Origin of the sequence: Pseudomonas sp. SG20052 (genome assembly GCF_031766055.1) — a bacterium.
Lineage (GTDB): Bacteria > Pseudomonadota > Gammaproteobacteria > Pseudomonadales > Pseudomonadaceae > Aquipseudomonas > Aquipseudomonas mandelii.
Map to the genome: position 1 here is coordinate 5,857,517 of NZ_CP134498.1, position 21,036 is coordinate 5,878,552.

The following is a 21,036-nucleotide window of genomic DNA, read 5'->3' on the forward strand; positions in this document are numbered from 1 at the left end:
TCTGACGGGACCTCGTCAGAGGCCCCGCTTTTTCAGGCAAATGCGATCAGTCCGCCAGTTTGGCCGCCAGTGCCTTGACCCGGCCCAGATCACCCTTGGCCACCTTGGTCACGCCGCTCCCGTATTCCGGGTCGGCCTTATAAAGGAAGGACAGGATGATGTGCTTGCTCTCGTCATCGGTGGTGGCCAGTGAGCCGCCGAAGCTCTCGATCAGGTCCTTGCGTTCTTTCTTGCTGAACGAGCGATACAGATCGCCGGCTTGCTTGAAGTTCTGCTCACGCTGGATCTTCGCCTGCTGCGTGCTGCCCGACAGGGCCGACTGGCTGTAACGTGCGGTTTGCGGCTCGTCACGAGGTAGCAAACGGCTCGGCTGATAATTCACGCCGCTGCTGCTATGGCCGATGTTCATCGCGCCATCCTGATTACCGTTGTTCACGGCGACCTTGGGTGCATTGATTGGCAATTGCAGCGCATTGGCGCCCAGGCGATACAGTTGAGTATCGGCATAAGAGAACACCCGTCCTTGTAATAAGCGATCTTCGGAAGGTTCGATGCCTGGAACAAGATTGGCCGGTGCCATGGCAACTTGTTCTGTTTCCTGGAAGACATTTGCCGGATTTCGGTTCAACACCATTTGTCCAACTTTTCGTTCAGGAACTCCGGGCCAGATTTTGGTTGCGTCCAATGGATCGAAATCAAACTTGTACAAGTCTTTAGGATTTAACACCTGGACGTACAAGTCCCATTTTGGAAAGTTACCCTTGTTAATATGAGACACCAAATCATTAGTCATATGACTGTAGTCTCGACCTTGAACGTTGGTTACTGCTTTTGGATCGAGGTTATTAATCCCCTGCAGACTTTTCCAGTGAAACTTCACGTAGTGAACTTCACCCTTGGCATTAACTAACTTGTAAGCATGAACACCGTTACCGTCCATTTCCCGATAACTGGCGGGTGTACCGGAATTGGAATACAACTCCGTCAGCGTGCGAGTGGCTTCTGGAACATGGGAAAAGAAATCGAAGCGGCGGGCATCATCGTCCAGGTTGGTACGTGGGTCCGGCTTGAAGGCGTGGACCATGTCCGGGAATTTGATGGCATCACGAATGAAAAAGGTCGGAAAATTGTTGCCGACCAGGTCCCAGTTGCCGTCCGCCGTATAGAACTTGGTGGCAAAGCCACGGGGATCACGCAGGGTTTCTGGCGAATGGTTGCCGTGGACGACCGCCGAGAAACGCACAAACACCGGCGTGCTTTGACCGCCAGCGAATACCTTGGCCTTGGTCAGGTCACTCAGGTCGTCCGTCACGGTAAAGGTGCCGTGGGCACCGGTGCCGCGGGCATGCACGACGCGCTCGGGAATGCGCTCGCGATCAAAGCGTTGGAGCTTCTGGATCAGTTGCACGTCCTGTAGCAGCACCGGGCCATTGGCACCGGCGGTTTGCGAATTCTGGTTGTCGCCGACGGCAGCACCGTTATCGCGGGTCAGGGGGGCAGCGTGGACGGAGAAGGTCAGCAGGCTGGCGGTTAATACGCCAAGGGTACGCCGATGGGGGAAAGCCCCAAGGCCAAGGGTCGAAGTCATATCAGGTTCCTCTGTTTTCAAGGCGCACTCCAAGTGCGCTGCCCAGAGGCTAGAGGCCCGGAGCGCAGAACATAAATAGAAAGAACGTAATGCGATGATTCAGAGAATTGTGTGGCTAATCAGCCTGTTAGCGCGTAGTTCGCGCGCGATTGCTGGCACTTTGCAAACTAAATGCCTGCAAATGTGTCGATAAACATGGGCATTGTAAGAAGGCGTTTCGAGCAGGACAGGATTTGCTGATTTACACTGCGTTCACCAACCTCATCTGTAACAAGGAAATAACCTATGGGCGTGATAAGTGAGTTCAAGGCCTTCGCGGTCAAAGGTAATGTGGTCGACATGGCCGTTGGTATCATCATCGGCGCCGCGTTCGGCAAGATCGTTTCATCGTTTGTCGGCGACGTGGTGATGCCGCCAATCGGCCTGCTGATCGGTGGGGTGGACTTCAGTGACCTGGCGGTTACCCTCAAGGCAGCCAACGGCGATATCCCAGCGGTGGTGCTGGCCTACGGCAAGTTCATCCAGAGCCTGATCGACTTCATCATCGTCGCCTTCGCGATCTTCATGGGCGTCAAAGCCATCAACCGTCTGAAACGCGAGGAGGCCGTGGCGCCCACCCTGCCGCCGGCTCCAACCAAGGAAGAAGAGCTGTTGAGCGAGATCCGTGACCTGCTCAAGGCCCAGAACAATCAGCCCTGAAGGCTGGTTGCGTACAAAAGAACGGCGCCTTCGGGGCGCCGTTTTTTTTTTACCAGAAGTTCTCCACCGCCACTTGGCCGGGTCGTCGACTGAGGCTCAAGTGCATGTCCCGCTGCTTGAGCAGCTTGCGTGTGTCATCGATCATCTGGGGGTTGCCGCAGAGCATGACCCGCGAGTGCTCGGGCGTCAGCGCCACCCCCGCCACCCGCTCCAGTTCTCCGTTGTCTATCAGCGTCGTGATTCGCCCGTTAAGGGCGCCGGGGTGCTCCTCGCGCGTGACGGTCGCGATGAACTGCAACTTGTGCGCGTATTCGGCCAGATAGTCGCGCTGCGCCAGCCCCGCGATCAGCGCCTGATAAGCCAGCTCGCGGGCTTCCCTTACGCTGTACACCAGGATGATCCGCTCGAATTTCTCCCACACCTCAAAGTCCTGCAGGATCGACAAAAATGGCGCCACGCCGGTGCCAGTGGATAGCAACCAGAGATCACGACCGTCGACGAAACGATCCAGCGTCAGGTAGCCGAAGGCCTGACGGTCCACCAACAGCGTATCGCCGACCTCCAGCCGACTCAGTTCGCTGGTGAACTCCCCGCCTGGCACCACGATGGAAAAGAACTCGAGAAATTCGTCATGGGGCGAGGAGACCATTGAATAGGCGCGCCATACCGTGCTGCCATCGGTCCGGGTAACGCCCAACCGGGCAAATTGCCCCGCCCGAAAACGAAAACCGGGGTCTCGGGTGGCCCGCAACGTGAACAGGTTGGGGGTCAACGGCTGAACGTCGGTCAGGGTCTGGCGAGTGAATTTTTCTGCGCTGGCGGTCATGGGGTGCTCCATTCAACAGATGCCCCAGTGTCCCGCAAAGCGAGTGATGTAAACACCGGTGATTTGTAGTGGCTTTAGACGAGGCACCCATGTTCTGGGGTTACTGATGCGATTGTAAGTGCCCCTCCTGTCACACTAACCAAAGGGTACAACACAAAATTCAATAGAAGCATTAGGTACCACATATAACGTTTGTTAATCCTGACTAAGAACCAGTTATTTACTTTTCAACCTTTTCAAGAGCAAAAAAATTGCAGCCTCTTCGTAGGAATACTCCTACACTCGTGACGTGCCGGATTTCGGATCCAATGTGCACCCCCAGATACCCAGTATGGAGTTACGCCAATGGAAATGTGGAAGGAATCACGTTTAAGACAGATATCTGAAGCGAGAGACGTTGGAGATGCTTATGAGATATCACTGGATTTCGTCAAAAGCCTTGGCTTTAATTTTTGTGCATTTTCAATCACTTCTCACTTACGAGGCCCACACTTCGATAGTGTGAATTTCAACAACTACCCAAGTAGCTGGAACGCGGAATATGAACAAAATCACTTCAGAGAAATAGACCCAGTAGTAGCTCATTGCAATCATTCAACAATGCCCATTTTATGGGAAGAGAAGGTTTATTCGAAGACACCAACGCTGTGGCAAGCACAGAAACAACTCGGTTTGCAGTATGGCTGGTCGCAATCGCTCCATGGCGACAACGGGCTGCGCAGCATGCTCAGCCTGGCAAGAAGCGACGGCCCCATCACCCCCTATGAATGGTATGAAAAACTGGGCTACACGATGTTCATCAGCAACCACCTGCATGGGCTCGTCGCTAAAAAATTGCCTGATCGCGTGAAGGATTACTGCAAACCGCATTTATCGGCACGCGAGATCGAGATATTGAAACTGTCAGCCGATGGCAAAACCGCCTACGAGATAGGCATCATCCTATGCATCACTGAACGCACCACAAATTTTCATATTCACCGAGTGATAATGAAACTGGGCGTCAACAACAAGCTTGCGGCAGTGGTCGCAGCCACCAGGGCGTGCTTGATCTGAGCAGTACGCCTGAATACCCAGGAGGAAAAACCTGCGGGTAATCCAAAAGAAAAAAACGTACCATTTGCGGCTCCTCCAGAGTGTTGACGAATGCACCATTACGTCGCAGTCCACTCGGACGGTCCCGCCCGCTACAACGCTTCAGGCAGCGGGACACCACACCCGTTGACTACCCAGAGCCCCGCCTCATGCCCCTGCTCGAAACGCCCTTCGCCCAACTCGATCTGATCCGTCAGCCAGAACAGCAGAACGAACCACTGCAAGCTTTCGATGCCGCAGACGAGTACATGCTCAATTATCTGGCCGAGCAGCAACCGGCCGCGGACACCCGCGTGCTGGTGCTCAACGATAGCTTCGGCGCGTTGGCCGCGAGCCTGGCGGGGCACGTTGTGGTGACCAGCAGCGGCGACTCGTTTCTGGCCTTCCAGGGCCTGGAAAAGAATCTGATCCGCAACGGCCAGGCCTTTGATGCCGTGCCGAGCGTACCGGCCAACGAAGCCTTTGCGGGGCCGTTTGACCGCGTGTTGATCCGGGTGCCGAAAACCCTGGCCTTGCTGGAAGAGCAACTGATTCGCCTGCAAAGCCAACTGGCCCCGGGTGCTCAGGTGATTGCAGCAGCGATGGTCAAGCATCTGCCCCGTGCCGCCGGTGATCTGCTGGAGCGTTACATCGGCCCGGTGCAAGCCTCGTTGGCGGTGAAAAAAGCCCGGCTGCTGATCGCAACGCCTGAAGCCAAAAGCCCTGCCGTGTCGCCCTACCCTTCACGCTATCAACTCGACACACCGGCGATCGAACTGCTGAACCACGCCAATGTGTTCTGCCGCGAAGGGCTGGACATCGGCACTCGAGCATTTCTTCCACACTTGCCACAGAACCTCGGGACAGCGCGCGTTGCCGATCTCGGTTGTGGTAACGGCGTACTGGCAATCGCCAGCGCTCTGCAAAACCCTGAGGCCCATTACACGCTGGTGGACGAGTCATTCATGGCGGTGCAATCGGCCGCCGAAAACTGGCGCGCAGCTCTGGGTGATCGTGACGTGATCGTCCGCGCCGACGATGGCCTGGCCGGACAAGAACCGCAATCGCTGGACGTTGTGCTGTGCAATCCACCGTTTCACCAGCAACAAGTCGTAGGCGACTTTCTCGCCTGGCGGATGTTCCAGCAAGCGCGCGAAGCTCTGGTAACCGGCGGTGCGCTGTACATCGTCGGCAACCGTCACCTGGGTTACCACAGCAAGCTCGCGCGGCTGTTCCGTGGCGTCGAGCAAGTGACGGCCACGCCGAAATTCGTCATTCTCAAAGCCCGCAAATAATCGCAGGTAAAAAAAACCCTCCGTGACAGGAGGGTTTGAATCCGTGCCGCAAGGCAACGGGGATGGGAATGTCGGGTGTTTCAGTGCGTGGACAGACCTGCGGCGTTCATGAACATGCGCATCAGGCTGGCCACGATAAACAGGGCCCCCACGCTACCGACCCAAATCAAGGCCAACCAACCGAGCCGCTGCCAAAGCGGTTTTTTCTCTGCCGCCTTGATTTCCTCCAGGGAATGTTTGCCAGCCATCATCTTGACCTCCTCTGAAACGGCGCAGGTTCAAGCCCTGCGCCATTGTCGTGTGCGCTAGTGATAACCGTCTTCGTGGGTCACCTTGCCGCGGAACACGTAGTAGCTCCAGAAGGTGTAACCCAGGATGAACGGGATGATGAACAGCGTACCGACCAGCATGAAGCCCTGGCTTTGCGGCGGTGCAGCAGCGTCCCAGATCGAGATCGAAGGCGGTACGATGTTGGGCCACAGGCTGATGCCCAGACCGCTGTAGCCGAGGAAGATCAGCACCAACGTCAGCAGGAATGGCGTGTAGTTCGCATTGCGGGCCACGGCGCGGATCAGACCGTACATGGTCACCAGCACCAGGATCGGTACCGGCAGGAACCAGAACAGGTTCGGCAGGGTAAACCAGCGGGCCGCGATCTCGGCATGGGCCAACGGGGTCCAGATACTGACGATACCGATCACCGCCAACACCACGAACGCCAACGGCCGCGCCAGATCATGCATCTGCTGCTGCAACTTGCCTTCGGTCTTCATGATCAGCCAGGTGCAACCCAGCAGCGCATAAGCCACCACCAACGCGAGGCCGCAGAACAGGGTGAACGGTGTCAGCCAGTCCAGTGAACCACCGGCAAACTGGCGATTGACCACTGGCAACCCATCGATGAATGCACCCAGCGCCACCCCCTGGAAGAAGGTTGCAGCAATCGAACCACCGATAAACGCCTTGTCCCACAGATGACGCTTGTGGTCCTTGGCCTTGAAGCGGAACTCAAACGCCACGCCCCGGAAAATCAGCCCGATCAGCATGAAAATCAGCGGCAGGTACAGCGCCGAGAGCACCACCGAATAGGCCAGCGGGAACGCGCCGAACAACGCCGCGCCACCCAGTACCAGCCAGGTTTCGTTGCCGTCCCAGACCGGGGCGACGGTGTTCATCATCACGTCACGGTCGGTCTTGCCCGGGATGAACGGGAAGAGAATCCCGATCCCCAGGTCGAAGCCGTCCATGACCACGTACATCATGATGCCGAAGATGATGATCACGGCCCAGATCAGCGGAAGATCAATACCCATGACTCAAATCTCCTTGGTCAGGCTGGGACCGTGGTCGTCGTCGGCGGAATCGTCGGCGGCGGACAGCGGACGGGCCGGCGTGCGTTTCTTGCCTGGACCACCTTCGGGCGTTTCCTTGCCTTCGTCGATCTTCGGCCCTTTGCGCACCAGGCGCATCATGTAGCCCAGACCGGCACCGAACAGCGCGAAATACACCACCACGAACAGGACCAGCGTGATGCTCATCTGCAGGAAGCTGTGACTGGAGGACGCGTCCGCCGTGCGCATCAGCCCATAGACCACCCACGGCTGACGACCGATTTCAGTGGTGAACCAGCCCGCGAGGATCGCGATCAGGCCGGATGGGCCCATCCACAACGCCAGATATAGGAACGGACGCGAGGTGTACAACTTGTCGCGCTTGCGCAGCCACAGGCTCCACAATCCTGTAAAGATCATCAGCATGCCCAGACCCACCATGATCCGGAACGACCAGAACACAATGGTGGAATTCGGCCGGTCTTCAGGCGGGAAGTCCTTGAGCGCCGGCACTTGCTTGTCCAGGGAATGGGTCAGGATCAGGCTGCCCAGGTAGGGAATTTCTACCGCGTATTTGGTCCGCTCTTCTTTCATGTCGGGCCAGCCGAACAGGATCAGCGGGGTCGGCTCATCGCCGTGATTTTCCCAGTGACCTTCGATCGCAGCGATTTTCGCCGGCTGGTGCTTGAGCGTGTTGAGCCCGTGAAAGTCACCGATGACCGCCTGAATCGGCGCCACGATCAATGCCATCCACATGGCCATCGAGAGCATGGTGCGGATCGCCGGGTTGTCCTTGCCGCGCAGCAAATGCCAGGCCGCGGAAGAGCCGACGAAGAAGGCAGTCGCGACGAACGCGGCCGTCGCCATGTGCATCAGGCGGTAGGGGAATGAGGGGTTGAAGATCACGGCGAACCAGTCGGTTGGAATGACCTGGCCATTAATGATTTCGAATCCTTGCGGGGTCTGCATCCAACTGTTGGAGGCGAGAATCCAGAAGGTCGATATCAGCGTGCCGATGGCAACCATGACCGTGGCGAAGAAGTGCAGATTGCGCCCGACCTTGTTCCAGCCGAACAGCATGACGCCGAGGAAACCGGCCTCAAGGAAGAACGCTGTGAGGACTTCGTACGTCAGCAACGGCCCGGTCACGGAACCGGCGAAATCCGAGAAGCGGCTCCAGTTGGTGCCGAACTGATACGCCATGACCAACCCGGACACCACACCCATGCCGAAGTTGACGGCAAAGATCTTCGACCAGAAATGGTACAGATCGCGGTAAGTGTCGTTGTTCGTCTTCAGCCACAAACCTTCGAGTACCGCCAGGTAACTCGCCAGGCCAATGGTGATAGCCGGGAACAGGATGTGGAACGAGATGGTGAACGCAAACTGAATTCGGGCGAGATCAAGCGCCTCCAAACCGAACATAAGTCTTCCTCTGTCAGGTAATACCGGCTGAAGGCTTGCGGCCTGCACCCACTGCCCCCACGGATATGGAGTGTGGCGAATTAGAATTCGTTCTTTTTTTACAAACGTCACAACGTAGGGAGTCTGGCCATCTGGCCACCGGATCATTTCCACAAGGGTCTTGATCTGGATCAAGCAATGGTTAAAAGAGTAGTCCCATTTTTGACGATGGACGGTGTGGTCTTTTGCCGCGTGACAGGTTGCCTCATAGCTCTACTCATGAACTGAAACACATTACCGGTGGGAGCGAGCCGGCTCGCGAAGCAGTGTGTCAGGCAGCAGAGGTGTCGACTGATACTCCATCATCACGAGCAGGCTTGCTCCCAAAGGGGAATGTCGGTGTTTTTGGAGATCGGTGTCTAGCTAACTAAATTTTCCCAGCCTGCAACTTCTGGTTACAGCTTGGTGATAATCTCGACCCTCACCTCGCTCAAGACCTGCCCTCAGATGCCCAGCCAAGCGCCCTTGCTGTTACGCCATCACCGCCCTTTTATCGCGTTCTGGCTGGCTCGGGTGTTTACCGCCAGCGGTTTTCAGATGCTCACCGTGGCCATCGGCTGGAATCTGTATCAACTGACCGGCAATGTGCTCGACCTGGGCTTGGTAGGGCTGGTGGAATTTGCTCCACGGGTTTTGTTCATGCTGCACACCGGGCACGTTGCGGACCGCTATGACCGGCGCAAGGTCGCGGCGATCTGCCAATCTCTGCAAGCGATGATTGCCCTCTCCCTGGCCATCGGCAGCGCAACCGACCATGTCACCCGCGAGATGATCTTCATCCTCGCGTTCCTGCTGGGGGCTGCGCGCTCCTTCGAGATGCCGACCACTCAGGCCCTGCTGCCGAGCATCGTGCCCAGCGCGCTGTTCCCCCGCGCCGTCGCCGCCGCGCAGTCGGCTCAACAATCAGCCACCATCGTCGCCCCGGCCCTTGGCGGTTTGCTCTATGCCTTCGGCAGCGTCTGGGTGTATGGCCCGACCGTGATCCTCTACCTCATTGCCTGCTTGTTGATGCTCAACCTGCCCGCCCGGCAAACACCGCTGAACAAGGGCAAGGCGACGCTGGACTCATTGCTCGCAGGCATCCGCTTCATTCGCAGTCGGCCGGACATTCTCGGGGCGATTTCCCTGGACCTGTTTGCGGTATTGCTCGGCGGGGCAACGGCACTGCTGCCGGTGTTCGCCAAAGACATCCTGTTGACTGGCCCCTGGGGCCTGGGTCTGTTGCGCTCAGCCCCGGCCGTCGGTGCGCTGCTGATGTCGCTGTACCTGGCGCGTTTTGCCGTGGAGCGCAAAGTCGGGCGGGTGATGTTCACGGCCGTCGGTGTGTTCGGCGTCGCGACCATCGCGTTCGGCCTCTCGACTTCGTTCTGGTTTTCCCTGGCCGTGCTGGTGGTGTTGGGCGCAGCGGACATGATCAGCATGGTGATCCGCGCCTCCTTCGTGCAACTGGAAACCCCGGACGAAATGCGCGGCCGGGTCAGCGCCGTGAACGGTTTGTTCATCGGTGCTTCGAACCAGTTGGGCGAGTTCGAATCCGGCCTCACCGCCCATTGGTTCGGCACCGTGCCGGCGGTGGTCATGGGCGGTATCGGCACGCTGGTGGTGACCGGGGCGTGGATCAAATTATTCCCGACCCTGGCCAATCGCGACCGCATGCATGTGTCGGAGGAAGAAGTGAAGGTCTGAAGCGGGTTCCGATCACAGTTTTGCCGACCAGGTGCAATACATAGATAGTGCTTTAAGTGTAATGTATCGCCTTACACTTCCACCCCATGATCAAATCCTTTCAACACAAAGGCCTTCGAGGCTTCTATGAAACAGGTTCGACTCGTGGGATTCGCGCAGACCATGCAAAGCGTCTGTCTCGAATGCTTCAGTTCATGGACCGTGCAGCGTTACCGGGCGACCTAGACCTGCCGGGATGGCGATTGCATCCACTGCGGGGTGAATTGGCCGAGTATTGGTCCCTGAGCGTTTCGGGGAATTGGCGAGTTATTTTTCGTTTTATCGGCTCGGATATCGAACTGGTCGACTATCTGGACTACCACTGACAGGAGGCAGGAAATGCCCATGCACAACCCGCCACACCCTGGCGAAACGCTTTTGACGGATGTATTGCCCGAGCTAGGCATCAGTGTCACAGAGCTGGCCCGCCACTTGGGGTTTGCTCGTCCACATCTTTCACGCGTACTGCATGGCCACGCGCCGATCAGTCCGGATTTGGCGGTACGTCTGGAGCGAGCCGGGATTGGCAAGGCGCGGATGTGGTTAGGGGTCCAGGCCGACTATGACCTCTGGCAAGCGGAGCATCGCGAGCAACCGGTTATCGAACCCATTGCCATCCACGCCTGACGCTTTTCAAACTACCAACTCCCCCGCCACAGCAGTCCGCGCGGCTGTACCGCACAGTTGCTCCACCAGCGCCAGCGCAAACGGCAGCGCCGCCCCCGATCCCTGGGCAGTGATGCAATTGCCGTCGACCACCACGGGCTGGTCGACAAAATTGCAGCCCGACAATTGATGGCTGGCCGATGGCAGGCAGGTCATGCGCCGCTGACGCAAGACGCCAAAGGCTTGCAACGCCAGCGCCGGGGATTCACCGATGCCGGCGAACAGGCGCCCGGCGGCGGCCTGGTCCTTGATCAACTGTTGCAGGGGTTGATGCGCGGCGAGGTGCTGGGAGCCCACCTCGCCTCCAGGCAATACGAGAAGGTCGAACGGCTGGGCCAGCAAGTCCACCAGCATTGCATCGGCGGTCAGGCGGGTACCGCGGGCACAAGTGATCATGCGTCGCCCCTCGATGCTCGCCGCCACCACCTCAACCTTGGCGCGGCGCAATACATCGATCAGGGTGACGGTTTGCAGGTCGTCGATGCCCTCGGCGAGGGTAATCAAAGCTCTATAGGTCATGGGCGCGGTCCACAGGATGATCTTTAAAGAGTAGTCAGCTTTCCTGACCCTTGTTCGAGCGCAGCCGTTACTTGATGTAAAGCTGTGTCGACATCGTGTTGCGGGGCGCGTTGATGGACGTGTTGCTGAAGGTGAAGATGCCGTCCTGCTTGCCCTTCAGATCGAAGATGTACAGATAGCCGACGGTTGTTTCTCCGGATGCGCACTCCTTCAGGTTGCCGGTTTGATAGGCACACACCGCCGTCCGGGTGCCGTCTACGTTAAAACCATCCAGCGCGACGTGCGGACTAAGGCTGCCATATCCAATTTCCAGAACGTAGACCTTGATGTCCGGACCACTGTGGTCGCAGCTCGTCTGCTCCTGTTTCTCGACAATGTTTTCAAGACCACAGCCCGGCGATTGGACCTTGATCACTTTCACCTGGCTCAACGGAGCCGCCATCGCCGCCGAAGCAGTTTGCGCCCCCAGCCACAACGCCATCGCGACGCCCACCACCGCAATCCCACGCTTTTTAATGCACTTCATAACGCCCCCCCAAAACCAGCGCGCAGTATGGCTCACTTCGCTTTACGGCAAAACATCGACGACGATCGCAGCCATAAGCAGCCATAGCCCCACGCTGCTGGTATGATGCGCGGCTTTTTCCGGCCCACAGAAAATTACCAGGCGCTATCAGCGGTCTGTGCTTTGCTGTTGAGGTCGATACATTCACGGCGCCCGGCGCGCCACGGGGAGCAGACATGCTGGAAAGGCTGTTTCAACTCAAGGCACACAACACCAACGTGCGGACCGAGATTCTGGCGGGCGTCACGACCTTCTTGGCCATGGCCTACATTCTGTTCGTCAACCCGAGCATCCTCGGCGAGACCGGCATGGACAAGGGCGCGGTGTTTGTCGCGACCTGTCTGGCAGCAGCCATCGGCTCCACGGTGATGGGCCTGATCGCCAACTACCCGATCGCACTCGCGCCGGGCATGGGCCTGAACGCCTTCTTTACCTACACCGTGGTCCTGCACATGGGCCACACCTGGCAAGTGGCGCTGGGGGCGGTGTTCATCTCGGCGGTGCTGTTCTTCCTGCTGTCGATCTTCCGCATCCGCGAATGGATCATCAACAGCATCCCGCTGCCGCTGCGCTCAGCGATTGCCGCCGGTATCGGCCTGTTCCTGGCGCTGATCGCCCTGCATAACGCCGGCATCGTAGTCAGCAACCCGGCGACCATGGTTGGCCTCGGTGATTTGAAGCAACCCGCTCCGATCCTCGCGACCCTCGGTTTTGCCCTGATCGTTGCCCTCGAAGCGCTCGCCGTGCGCGGTGCGGTGCTGATCGGCATTCTGGTCGTGACCATCGCGTCCATCGCATTGGGCTTCACGCCGTTCGGCGGCGTGATGTCGATGCCGCCGTCCCTGGCGCCGACCTTCCTGCAACTGGACATCAAAGGTGCGCTCGACATCGGCCTGGTCAGCGTGATTTTCGCTTTCCTGTTCGTCGACCTGTTCGATAACTCCGGCACCCTCATCGGCGTCGCCAAGCGCGCCGGCCTGATGGGCAAGGACGGCCATATGCCGAAAATGGGCCGCGCCCTGATCGCCGACAGCACCGCGGCCATGGCCGGTTCGCTGCTGGGCACCTCGACCACCACCAGCTACATCGAATCCGCCGCTGGCGTGAGTGCCGGTGGCCGTACCGGCCTCACGGCCGTCGTGGTGGCGATCCTGTTCCTGCTGGCGCTGTTCTTCTCGCCGTTGGCCGCCAGCGTTCCGGCGTTCGCCACCGCACCGGCGCTGCTGTTCGTCGCGGTGTTGATGACATCCGGCCTGGCCGAAATAGACTGGGATGACATCACCGTCGCCGCACCGGTCGTGGTCACTACGCTGGCCATGCCGTTTACGTACTCCATCGCCAACGGCATCGCCTTCGGTTTCATCTCCTGGACCGCGATCAAGTTGCTGTCCGGCCGCGGCCGTGAGCTGAACCCGGCGCTGGTGATTCTTTCGATTCTGTTTGTGATCAAGTTGGGTTGGTTCAACGCATGACTTTTGATTCCCAGGCCTACGCCATTCAGCTCGAAGAAAAGGTCACGCGCCTGCGCGATCTGCTGGCCCCGTTCGATGCACCGGAACCTGCGGTGTTTGACTCGCCGCTGAAAAATTTCCGCCTGCGTGCCGAATTCCGCCTGTGGCGCGAAGGCGGTGATCGGCATTACGCGATGTTTTCCCAGGAAGACAAACGCACGCCGATCCTGATCGAAGCGTTCCCGATCGCCAGCCTGCGCATCAATGAACTGATGCCGCAGCTCAAGGCGGCCTGGAAGGCAAGTGCGGCGCTGAGCCACAAGCTGTTTCAGGTGGAGTTTCTGACCACCCTGGCCGGCGATGCGATGATCACCCTGTGCTATCACCGTCCACTGGATGAACACTGGCACGCGGCGGCATCGAAACTGGCCACCGACCTGAACGTCAGCGTTATCGGTCGTTCGAAAGGCAAACGCGAAGTGATTGGCCATGATTACGTGGTCGAGAAACTCGACGTCGGTGGTCGCACGTTCAGTTACCGTCAGCCCGAAGGTGCATTCACCCAGCCCAACGGCACCGTGAACCAGAAGATGCTCAACTGGGCTTACGACGCCCTCGGCGATCGCCCGGACGATTTGCTGGAGCTGTATTGCGGCAACGGCAACTTCACCCTGCCGCTGGCGACCCGTGTGCGCAAAGTGCTGGCCACGGAAATCAGCAAGACTTCGGTCAACGCCGCACTGAGCAACCTCAGCGAAAACGCTGTGGATAACGTCACCCTGGTGCGGTTGTCCGCAGAAGAGCTGACCGAAGCCCTGAATGAAGTTCGCCCGTTCCGTCGCCTGCAGGGGATCGACCTGAAGAGCTACGAATTCGGTAGCGTCTTCGTCGACCCGCCTCGCGCCGGCATGGACCCGGACACCTGCGAGCTGACCCGACGCTTCGACAACATCCTCTACATCTCCTGCAACCCGGAAACCCTGGCCGCCAACATCGCCCAGTTGCACGACACCCATCGCATCACCCAGTGCGCGATGTTCGACCAGTTTCCGTGGACACATCACATGGAATCCGGGGTGTTGCTGACCCGTCGTTGAAAGTCAGTCGCTTAGACAAATCAGCCGTCATCACGACGGCTTTTTTGTGGGTGCTCAATCGGTGACATCTGTCTTGCGCGGACGCCCGCCTTTTCGGCCATTGGCCCGCGCGGCCTCGGCTTTGGCGGCGCTGCTTTGGCGACCATTGCGCGAGGCGATGACCGAGGCAGCCATGTCCATCAACGGCTTGCTCGCCGAAATCATCCCAGCGATGGACACGTGCAGATCCTTGCCTTCATGGCACAGGGCGGTTCCGGAAAAGCCGACTTTGAGGTTTGCGAAATCCTCGACGTCGAAATCATCAAATTCCGGATAGTGCTGCACGGGCAGCAGCACGCCACTGCCATCAATGAAACTGACCGCCAGACAAGGCTTCACAAACCTCACCGAAGTCGACTGCAATCCGCTTTTCTGGCGCACTTGCCCACGCTGGATGGCTTCATCCAGCACGGCCTCGGTGACAGGTCGATCGGCCAGCATGCCTGCCTGTATCGTTTTCATAGTTGGATCTCCACACCCTCAGGAGCGCCGATCAGCGCCAACAGGGTCTTGTTCGTCTCGGGTTCATAGCAAGCCGAGCCAATCATCCAGGCCGTACTCGCAATCCTTTTTATCACCACGACTTCGCTGGCCTGCCAGTCCCAAATCTGATGATCAAGACAGACCGTGTGCAACTCGCCCCACCAGATGGCACGGGCGCGGCGCAAGTGGTCGGGTTGGCCGAGTGCGTGACGCAATCCTTCCAGCACGGCCACTGGCGGCCGATTTGAATGAGGAACCACATCCCACAGCTCGACGCTGTTGTGCCAAAAGCAGAATTTGAAGCGTGCGCTCCAGCTTCCGGCGTCCACATGTGCGTGAGGCGGACAGTGCTCATCACGCAACATGATCACCATTGAAAACCCTTTGTAGCTGAATAACCGCATACCAACCCATCCGTTAGGTTAAGGAATCCGAAGACCCGACATTCCCTGGAAAACCGACGATTGGCGCGACGCCAAATCGCCTTTACGCCTCTGAGACTAGCGCCAAGCCTCGCCTTGGACCGGTGGATAACGGCGCAAAATAGTAAGCAATCCTTTCGCCGCGCCCGCAAAAAAGCCGTCACGAGGACGGCTCTGCGGGCGTGTAACACCCTCATTCCGGCAGGTTTTTTCGATACTCGGTGGTGGTCATGCCGGCATAACCCCAGTTATCGGTGTCGACTTCTTCGATCACGATGTGGGTCAATTTCGGATCCTTGCCGAGGACTCGCTCCAAGGTGTCGGTAATCTCGGCGATGACTTGGGCTTTCTGCTCCCGGGTGACGCCGTCACGGGTAATACGCACGCTGACGAAAGGCATGATGCTGCTCCTGGCCGGTTATCAAAGAAGACGCCGGTCAAGTAAAGCACCGCCGGGCCGATTTCATCTACAGTGGCGAAATCCAGTCCCTCATTAACCCCCGGTGTCATCCATCATGCAGCGAGTATTCGACGATCTTCAGCTGGGCAGCATCGAACTGTTTTGCCTCGCCGCCGAGGCCGGCAGCTTTACGGCGGCCGCGTTGGTGGCGGGTGTCACACCGGCCGCCGTAAGTCGATCGGTGTCGCGCATGGAAGAACGTCTGGGCGTGCGGCTGTTTGCGCGTACCACCCGCAGCGTCAAGCTGACCGACAGCGGTCGCCGCTATTACGAGGAATGTCGTCAGGCCCTGGCGCAGTTGGTGGAGGCTCAGCGCGAGGTCATGGGCCAGCAACAGCAACCGTCCGGGACACTGCGCATCAGTATTCCCACGACGTATGCGCACCATCGGATCTTGCCGTTGTTGCCGGCATTCCGGGCGCGTTTTCCAGACGTGAAAGTCGAATCGCACATCAGCAATCGCAACATCGATTTTGTCGGCGAAGGCTATGACATGGCGATCCGCGTGCGGGCGATTCCGGATTCCGGGCTCATCGCCCGGCACCTTGAGGACGCCGCCCTGGTGATGATTGCCAGCCCCGATTACCTGAAGCGCGCGGGCACCCCGCAAAGCCTGGACGACCTTGCTCAGCACGAATGCATTCAATACGAATTGCCCAGCAGCGGTCGGCGCATTGCCTGGCTGTTCAACGACGACGGCGTCCCGCGGGAGATTCTTGCCGAGGGCAGCCTTAGTTGTTCTGACGACGTACTCGGCGGCGTGACCCTGGCCAAACACGGGGCGGGGCTTTTTCAAACCTACCGATTCATCGTTGAAAACGAACTGGCCGATGGCTCATTGGTGGAAGTGCTCAAGCCGTATGGCGGACGCTCGCGCCCCTTCACCCTGCTCTATCCACAGACCCGTCATATGCCGCTTAGACTGCGGGCATTTATCGATTTCCTGGTCGAGCATCTGCCGCGATAAGTCGTGCGACTGTCCGATCACCGCACACAAAACCTCAATGAAACCGCTCTTCAATTGACCGAACTAACCAGCTAGTACAATTTATCTCCACAGGCTGATCACCCCAGCCCATTCCAAAAATAATATGTGGAGAGACTTCGATGTCCCCTATCGTTCTGGTCCTCAACGGCCCGAATCTGAACCTGCTCGGCACCCGCGAACCGGCGACTTATGGTCACGAAACCCTGGCCGATATCTCTGCCCTGTGCGGGCGCGCCGCCGAAGAGTTCGGCCTGGCAGTGGAGTTTCGCCAAACCAACCATGAAGGCGAATTGCTTGACTGGATTCACGCGGCCCGTGGCCGTTGCGCCGGGATTGTCATCAACCCGGCGGCCTGGACGCACACGTCAGTCGCAATCCGCGATGCCTTGGTCGCCAGCGAATTGCCGGTGGTCGAAGTTCACCTGTCCAACGTTCACGCCCGCGAACCCTTCCGGCATCACTCCTTCGTTTCCGCCATTGCCACAGCGGTGATGGCCGGTTTCGGCAGCCATGGTTATCGCCTGGCGCTGGATTACTTCAGCCAACGTTTGAAGGGGTAAGCGCCGTGACTCAGAACAACGCGGTACTGGCCGGGCTGATCGGCGCCGGCATCCAGGCTTCCCGTACTCCGGCACTGCACGAGCATGAAGGTGATGCCCAGGGTTTGCGTTATCTGTATCGCTTGATCGACCTCGATCAGTTGAAACTCGACAGCAGCGCCCTGCCCGATCTGTTGATGGCCGCCGAACGCATGAACTTCACCGGCCTGAATATCACCTTCCCGTGCAAGCAGGCGATCATCCCGTTGCTCGACGAATTGTCGCCGGAAGCTCGCGGCATCGGGGCGGTGAACACGGTCGTGCTGAAGGACGGCAAGCGCATCGGCCACAACACCGATTGCCTCGGTTTTGCCGAGGGTTTTCGCCGGGGCTTGAAGGACGTTGCCCGCGAGCGTGTGGTCCAGATGGGCGCTGGCGGGGCCGGGGCGGCAGTGGCCCACGCGCTGTTGAGCGAAGGCGTACAGCTACTGAGTATTTTCGATGTGGAGATCAGCCGTGCGCAGTCCTTGGCGGACAATCTCAATCAACACTTCGGCGCTGGCCGGGCCGTGGCGGGGCATGATTTGCCGAGCACGCTGGGCCAGGCGGATGGGTTAGTGAACACCACGCCCATGGGCATGAAGAAACTGCCGGGCATGCCGGTTCCGGTGGAGTTGCTTCGGGCTGAGTTGTGGGTGGCGGAGATTGTTTATTTTCCGCTGGAAACCGAGTTGCTACGCAATGCCCGCGCCTTGGGTTGCCGAACGCTGGATGGCGGCAACATGGCGGTGTTTCAGGCGGTGAAGGCGTTTGAGTTGTTCAGTGGCGTGGTGCCGGATGCGCAGCGGATGTTGGCGCATTTTCAGAGCATGAATGGCTAAGGTTGAAAGTATGAGGGCTGCATCGCAGGCCAACGGGGCGATGCGGCGTTCCGACGCCCCCTCGCCACAGGTCAGGCCTGCAGGTATCGCAAAACCGACTCGCAGATCATTTCCCGATGACGCTGCTTGATGCTTTCGTCCGGCAAGTCGATCTGAAAAATCTCACCAAAGGTATGGCGGTTGGACACGCGATAAAAGCAGAACGAGCTGATCAGCAGATGCACATCCAGCGGCTCAAGCCCTGAACGGAATACGCCCTCTTCAGCCCCGCGACGCAAAATCACGCCCAGGGAATCGAGGATGGTGTTGTTCATCGCCTTGATCGCATCGGAACGCTTCACGTATTCCGCGTTGTGAATGTTCTCGATGCTGACGATGCGCACGAAATCGACGTTGCGGTCATGGTGGTCGAAGGTGAATTCCACCAGTCGCCGAATCGCCTCCACCGGCGCCAGTTCGGCCAGGTGCAGATGGTTTTCCGTGTTGCGGATGTCGCCGTAGAGTTTCTCCAGCACCTCGACGTACAGCTGTTCCTTACTGCCGAAGTAGTAATAAATCATGCGTTTTGAGGTGTGGATGCGCTCGGCGATGGCATCGACGCGAGCACCGGAAAGCCCTTGCTGGACGAATTCGACAATCGCCTCTTGAAGGATGTTCTCGCGGGTCTTTTCCGGGTTGTTCTTGCGACTCTTGCGGGGCCCGGCAATCGGTTCGGCGGGCACTGCGGAGAGTTCTGAAGTTATCGTCATTGCGGGCTCACGGCCATCACTGCACAGGCTGGCGATTATGGGCCGCCCCGCACAGTGAAGGAAGCCGCGCGGCAGCGGTTTGTCGCCGTGTTTACGATTTTCCTACAACTTTGCCAGACGTACCGCACCACTTCGGGATTTGGCCATGGCCGCCAGGCGTACCGCCACATTGGCCGCACCGTAACCGGCGTAGCCATTTTTGCGCTGGATGATTTCAAAGAAGAACCGCCCTTCGAACGGCTCCGTGTACACATGGAACAGCTCGCCGCCCTGGGCATCGCGGTCATACAGAACGTTGAAATACGCCAGTTCACTGAGGAATTCGTCGTCGAAATCGAACCGTGCAGCGAGGTCATCGTAATAGTTGAGCGGAATATCCAGCAGCGGCACGCCCGCCTCTTTGGCACGACTGACTTCGGCAAAGATGTCATCGCAATCAAACGCGATGTGATGCACGCCGGAGCCGCGATAACTCGACAGCGCGTGTGAGATCGCGGTGTTGCGGTTTTCGGAAATGTTCAGCGGCAGGCGAATCGAACTGTCACGACTGCGCAACGCTCGACTTTTCACCAACCCGTAAGGATCGGGCAGCACCACTTCGTCATCGGCTTCGAAATCCAGCAGGCTCTTATAGAACAGCACCCAACTGTCGAGACTGTCGGCCGGCAATGCCATCGCCATGTGGTCGATGCGTTTGAGGCCACCACCGGCCACGGCAGCCGGTTGCAGATGGAAATCAGTGCCGTAGACATCGGCGTCCTGATCCACCAGATAAATCAGGCTGCCATCCGGTGCGCGCACGGCAGCGAGCTCAAGTTCATTGGGACCGACCAGTCCGCGATACGGTTGCCCCTTGTAAGCCACGGCCCGAGCGAGCGCACTGGCGCTGTCCGTGACCCGCACGGCGGTGGCGCACAGCGACGGACCGTGCGCTTCGAAAAAACTGTGGGCAAACGAGTAAGGCTCGGAATTGAGGATCAGGTTGATGTCACCTTGACGCAGCAGGCTCACGCTCTTGGAGCGATGTTGCCCGGCCTTGACGAAACCCAGTCGCTCCAGCCAGTGGGAAAGCTTGGCGCCAAGGCTTTCGTCCACAGCGAATTCGAGAAACTCGATGCCGTTGTATTCGCTGGCCTTGGGCGTCTCGAACAGAATGTCGAGGCTGACCGCCGGTGTCGTTTCCTGTGCCAGACGCTGACGGGTTTTCTCCTCCAGATACAGCAACGAACGCAAACCGTCGGCGGCATTGGCCCGAGGCGGTGCGGCACGGAAACCGTCGTTGAAGATTTCCAGCGACAGCGGCCCGGTGTACCCACTCTTGATGATCGGAGCCAGGAAGCCCGGCAAATCGAATTCGCCCTGACCCGGGAAGCAGCGGAAATGTCGGCTCCACTCGAGCACGTCCATGGCCAGAATCGGTGCGTCGGCCATTTGTACGAAGAAGATTTTATCGCCAGGGATCTCGGCGATCGCACTCGGATCACCCTTGAGCGACAGCGTGTGAAAGCTGTCCAGCAGCACACCGAGGCTTGGGTGATCGGCCTGACGGACGATGTTCCACACCTGTTGCCAGGTGTTCACATGCCGGCCCCAGGCCAGCGCTTCGTAGCCGATCCGCAACCCGCGTGCGCCGGCGCGTTCGGCCAGCAGGCGCAAGTCGTCGATGAGGATATTTTCATCACCGATGGAATCGGCGGACGCGTTACTGCACACCAGCACCAGGTCGGTGCCCAGTTCCTGCATCAGGTCGAACTTGCGCTCGGCCCGTTCCAGATTGCGATGCAAACGGTCGCGGCGGCAGCCTTCAAAGTCCCGAAAGGGTTGAAACAGTGTGATCGCGATCCCGAGATCGGCGCACATCTGCTTGATTTCCCGCGGGCTGCCGTCGTAATAGAGAAGGTCGTTTTCGAAGATCTCCACACCGTCGAACCCGGCGGCGGCAATGGCTTCGAGTTTTTCCGGCAGGGTACCGCTCAAGGAAACGGTGGCAATGGAACGCTGCATATTTCGGCTCCCGGTGGTGGAGACAATCTTGTTAAAGGCGTCGCACCCTTTTTGCAGGAGCGAAGCTTGCTCGCGAAGGCGATCTTGAGGACGCCATCGCCGGCAAGCCTGGCTCCTACAGGGATCGCGTTTCTCTTGGGGGAATTATTGGCTTGGCGGTCGAACACAGCA

Annotated in this window: 23 protein-coding genes; 11 read left to right on the forward strand and 12 right to left on the reverse strand. The window is 58.6% G+C overall.

Annotated elements, in window-relative coordinates; genetic code table 11:
* Window positions 1-46: 46 nt before the first annotated feature.
* Window positions 47-1,588 carry a catalase KatB gene (gene katB, locus RHP74_RS26935; RefSeq protein WP_311096697.1) on the reverse strand — a complete coding sequence of 514 codons (1,542 nt, stop codon included), beginning with the start codon at window positions 1,586-1,588 and terminating at the stop codon, window positions 47-49.
* A gap of 285 nt (window positions 1,589-1,873) precedes the next feature.
* Here katB and mscL point away from each other — a divergent pair, with 285 nt between their 5' ends.
* Complete coding sequence (gene mscL, locus RHP74_RS26940) at window positions 1,874-2,287, forward strand: large-conductance mechanosensitive channel protein MscL (protein ID WP_311096698.1); 414 nt, start codon at window positions 1,874-1,876, stop codon at window positions 2,285-2,287.
* A 49-nt stretch (window positions 2,288-2,336) separates the two neighbouring features.
* Here mscL and RHP74_RS26945 read toward each other — a convergent pair whose 3' ends face one another.
* Window positions 2,337-3,113 carry a ferredoxin--NADP reductase gene (locus tag RHP74_RS26945; RefSeq protein WP_010467481.1) on the reverse strand — a complete coding sequence of 259 codons (777 nt, stop codon included), beginning with the start codon at window positions 3,111-3,113 and terminating at the stop codon, window positions 2,337-2,339.
* A 345-nt stretch (window positions 3,114-3,458) separates the two neighbouring features.
* On the opposite strand from RHP74_RS26945, the gene RHP74_RS26950 reads away from it, so the two are divergent.
* Window positions 3,459-4,169 (forward strand): autoinducer binding domain-containing protein, encoded by a 711-nt coding sequence (locus tag RHP74_RS26950; RefSeq protein ID WP_311096699.1) that lies wholly within the window; start codon window positions 3,459-3,461, stop codon window positions 4,167-4,169.
* A gap of 188 nt (window positions 4,170-4,357) precedes the next feature.
* Window positions 4,358-5,482: a class I SAM-dependent methyltransferase gene (locus RHP74_RS26955; RefSeq protein WP_311096700.1), complete on the forward strand. Its 1,125-nt coding sequence runs from the start codon at window positions 4,358-4,360 to the stop codon at window positions 5,480-5,482.
* 80 nt (window positions 5,483-5,562) lie between these two features.
* Here RHP74_RS26955 and RHP74_RS26960 read toward each other — a convergent pair whose 3' ends face one another.
* Genes RHP74_RS26960 through RHP74_RS26970 form a run of 3 tightly spaced genes read right to left on the reverse strand, consistent with a single transcriptional unit; the run spans window position 5,563 to window position 8,238 of the window.
* On the reverse strand, window positions 5,563-5,730 hold the full coding sequence (locus tag RHP74_RS26960) for a DUF2474 domain-containing protein (protein ID WP_010467474.1): 168 nt from the start codon (window positions 5,728-5,730) through the stop codon (window positions 5,563-5,565).
* A 57-nt stretch (window positions 5,731-5,787) separates the two neighbouring features.
* A complete protein-coding gene (gene cydB / locus RHP74_RS26965; protein ID WP_010467472.1) occupies window positions 5,788-6,795 on the reverse strand; it encodes a cytochrome d ubiquinol oxidase subunit II in 1,008 nt (335 codons plus the stop codon).
* A 3-nt stretch (window positions 6,796-6,798) separates the two neighbouring features.
* Complete coding sequence (locus RHP74_RS26970) at window positions 6,799-8,238, reverse strand: cytochrome ubiquinol oxidase subunit I (protein ID WP_311096701.1); 1,440 nt, start codon at window positions 8,236-8,238, stop codon at window positions 6,799-6,801.
* Between the two features lie 486 nt (window positions 8,239-8,724).
* On the opposite strand from RHP74_RS26970, the gene RHP74_RS26975 reads away from it, so the two are divergent.
* From RHP74_RS26975 to RHP74_RS26985, 3 genes are all read left to right on the forward strand, one after another.
* On the forward strand, window positions 8,725-9,963 hold the full coding sequence (locus tag RHP74_RS26975; RefSeq protein WP_311096702.1) for an MFS transporter: 1,239 nt from the start codon (window positions 8,725-8,727) through the stop codon (window positions 9,961-9,963).
* Window positions 9,964-10,049: 86 nt separating this feature from the next.
* Window positions 10,050-10,328: a type II toxin-antitoxin system RelE/ParE family toxin gene (locus RHP74_RS26980; protein ID WP_311096703.1), complete on the forward strand. Its 279-nt coding sequence runs from the start codon at window positions 10,050-10,052 to the stop codon at window positions 10,326-10,328.
* Window positions 10,329-10,341: 13 nt separating this feature from the next.
* A complete protein-coding gene (locus RHP74_RS26985; protein ID WP_311096704.1) occupies window positions 10,342-10,629 on the forward strand; it encodes a HigA family addiction module antitoxin in 288 nt (95 codons plus the stop codon).
* A 6-nt stretch (window positions 10,630-10,635) separates the two neighbouring features.
* Here the strand turns inward: RHP74_RS26985 and RHP74_RS26990 are convergent, their stop codons facing one another.
* Together RHP74_RS26990 and RHP74_RS26995 are read right to left on the reverse strand one after the other, a co-directional pair.
* On the reverse strand, window positions 10,636-11,187 hold the full coding sequence (locus RHP74_RS26990) for a DJ-1 family glyoxalase III (protein WP_311096705.1): 552 nt from the start codon (window positions 11,185-11,187) through the stop codon (window positions 10,636-10,638).
* Between the two features lie 67 nt (window positions 11,188-11,254).
* Window positions 11,255-11,713 (reverse strand): DUF4879 domain-containing protein, encoded by a 459-nt coding sequence (locus tag RHP74_RS26995; RefSeq protein WP_010467460.1) that lies wholly within the window; start codon window positions 11,711-11,713, stop codon window positions 11,255-11,257.
* Window positions 11,714-11,928: 215 nt separating this feature from the next.
* Here RHP74_RS26995 and RHP74_RS27000 point away from each other — a divergent pair, with 215 nt between their 5' ends.
* Together RHP74_RS27000 and trmA are read left to right on the forward strand one after the other, a co-directional pair.
* Window positions 11,929-13,224 carry an NCS2 family permease gene (locus tag RHP74_RS27000; RefSeq protein ID WP_010467459.1) on the forward strand — a complete coding sequence of 432 codons (1,296 nt, stop codon included), beginning with the start codon at window positions 11,929-11,931 and terminating at the stop codon, window positions 13,222-13,224.
* Window positions 13,221-14,300, forward strand: a complete 1,080-nt coding sequence (trmA, locus tag RHP74_RS27005; RefSeq protein WP_311096706.1) for a tRNA (uridine(54)-C5)-methyltransferase TrmA — start codon at window positions 13,221-13,223, stop codon at window positions 14,298-14,300. Before RHP74_RS27000 ends, trmA begins: the two co-directional genes overlap by 4 nt.
* 54 nt (window positions 14,301-14,354) lie before the next feature.
* Here the strand turns inward: trmA and RHP74_RS27010 are convergent, their stop codons facing one another.
* The 3 genes from RHP74_RS27010 to RHP74_RS27020 all read right to left on the reverse strand — a co-directional run bounded on the left by RHP74_RS27010 (window position 14,355) and on the right by RHP74_RS27020 (window position 15,644).
* Complete coding sequence (locus tag RHP74_RS27010; protein ID WP_311096707.1) at window positions 14,355-14,801, reverse strand: DUF2442 domain-containing protein; 447 nt, start codon at window positions 14,799-14,801, stop codon at window positions 14,355-14,357.
* On the reverse strand, window positions 14,798-15,226 hold the full coding sequence (locus RHP74_RS27015) for a DUF4160 domain-containing protein (protein ID WP_311096708.1): 429 nt from the start codon (window positions 15,224-15,226) through the stop codon (window positions 14,798-14,800). The genes RHP74_RS27010 and RHP74_RS27015 overlap by 4 nt, the downstream gene beginning before the upstream one ends.
* Window positions 15,227-15,437: 211 nt before the next feature.
* Window positions 15,438-15,644 (reverse strand): 4-oxalocrotonate tautomerase family protein, encoded by a 207-nt coding sequence (locus tag RHP74_RS27020; RefSeq protein ID WP_083375707.1) that lies wholly within the window; start codon window positions 15,642-15,644, stop codon window positions 15,438-15,440.
* Window positions 15,645-15,759: 115 nt separating this feature from the next.
* Between RHP74_RS27020 and RHP74_RS27025 the strand changes: the two genes are divergently transcribed.
* From RHP74_RS27025 to RHP74_RS27035, 3 genes are all read left to right on the forward strand, one after another.
* Window positions 15,760-16,671, forward strand: coding sequence for a LysR family transcriptional regulator (locus RHP74_RS27025; RefSeq protein WP_010467449.1), 912 nt, complete (start codon window positions 15,760-15,762; stop codon window positions 16,669-16,671).
* Window positions 16,672-16,811: 140 nt separating this feature from the next.
* Window positions 16,812-17,252, forward strand: coding sequence for a type II 3-dehydroquinate dehydratase (aroQ, locus tag RHP74_RS27030; RefSeq protein ID WP_077749419.1), 441 nt, complete (start codon window positions 16,812-16,814; stop codon window positions 17,250-17,252).
* A gap of 5 nt (window positions 17,253-17,257) precedes the next feature.
* Window positions 17,258-18,112, forward strand: a complete 855-nt coding sequence (locus RHP74_RS27035; RefSeq protein WP_083375706.1) for a shikimate dehydrogenase — start codon at window positions 17,258-17,260, stop codon at window positions 18,110-18,112.
* 71 nt (window positions 18,113-18,183) lie between these two features.
* Here RHP74_RS27035 and RHP74_RS27040 read toward each other — a convergent pair whose 3' ends face one another.
* Together RHP74_RS27040 and quiC are read right to left on the reverse strand one after the other, a co-directional pair.
* Complete coding sequence (locus RHP74_RS27040; protein WP_042932539.1) at window positions 18,184-18,861, reverse strand: TetR/AcrR family transcriptional regulator; 678 nt, start codon at window positions 18,859-18,861, stop codon at window positions 18,184-18,186.
* Window positions 18,862-18,963: 102 nt separating this feature from the next.
* On the reverse strand, window positions 18,964-20,865 hold the full coding sequence (gene quiC, locus RHP74_RS27045; RefSeq protein ID WP_311096709.1) for a 3-dehydroshikimate dehydratase QuiC: 1,902 nt from the start codon (window positions 20,863-20,865) through the stop codon (window positions 18,964-18,966).
* Window positions 20,866-21,036: the final 171 nt, after the last annotated feature.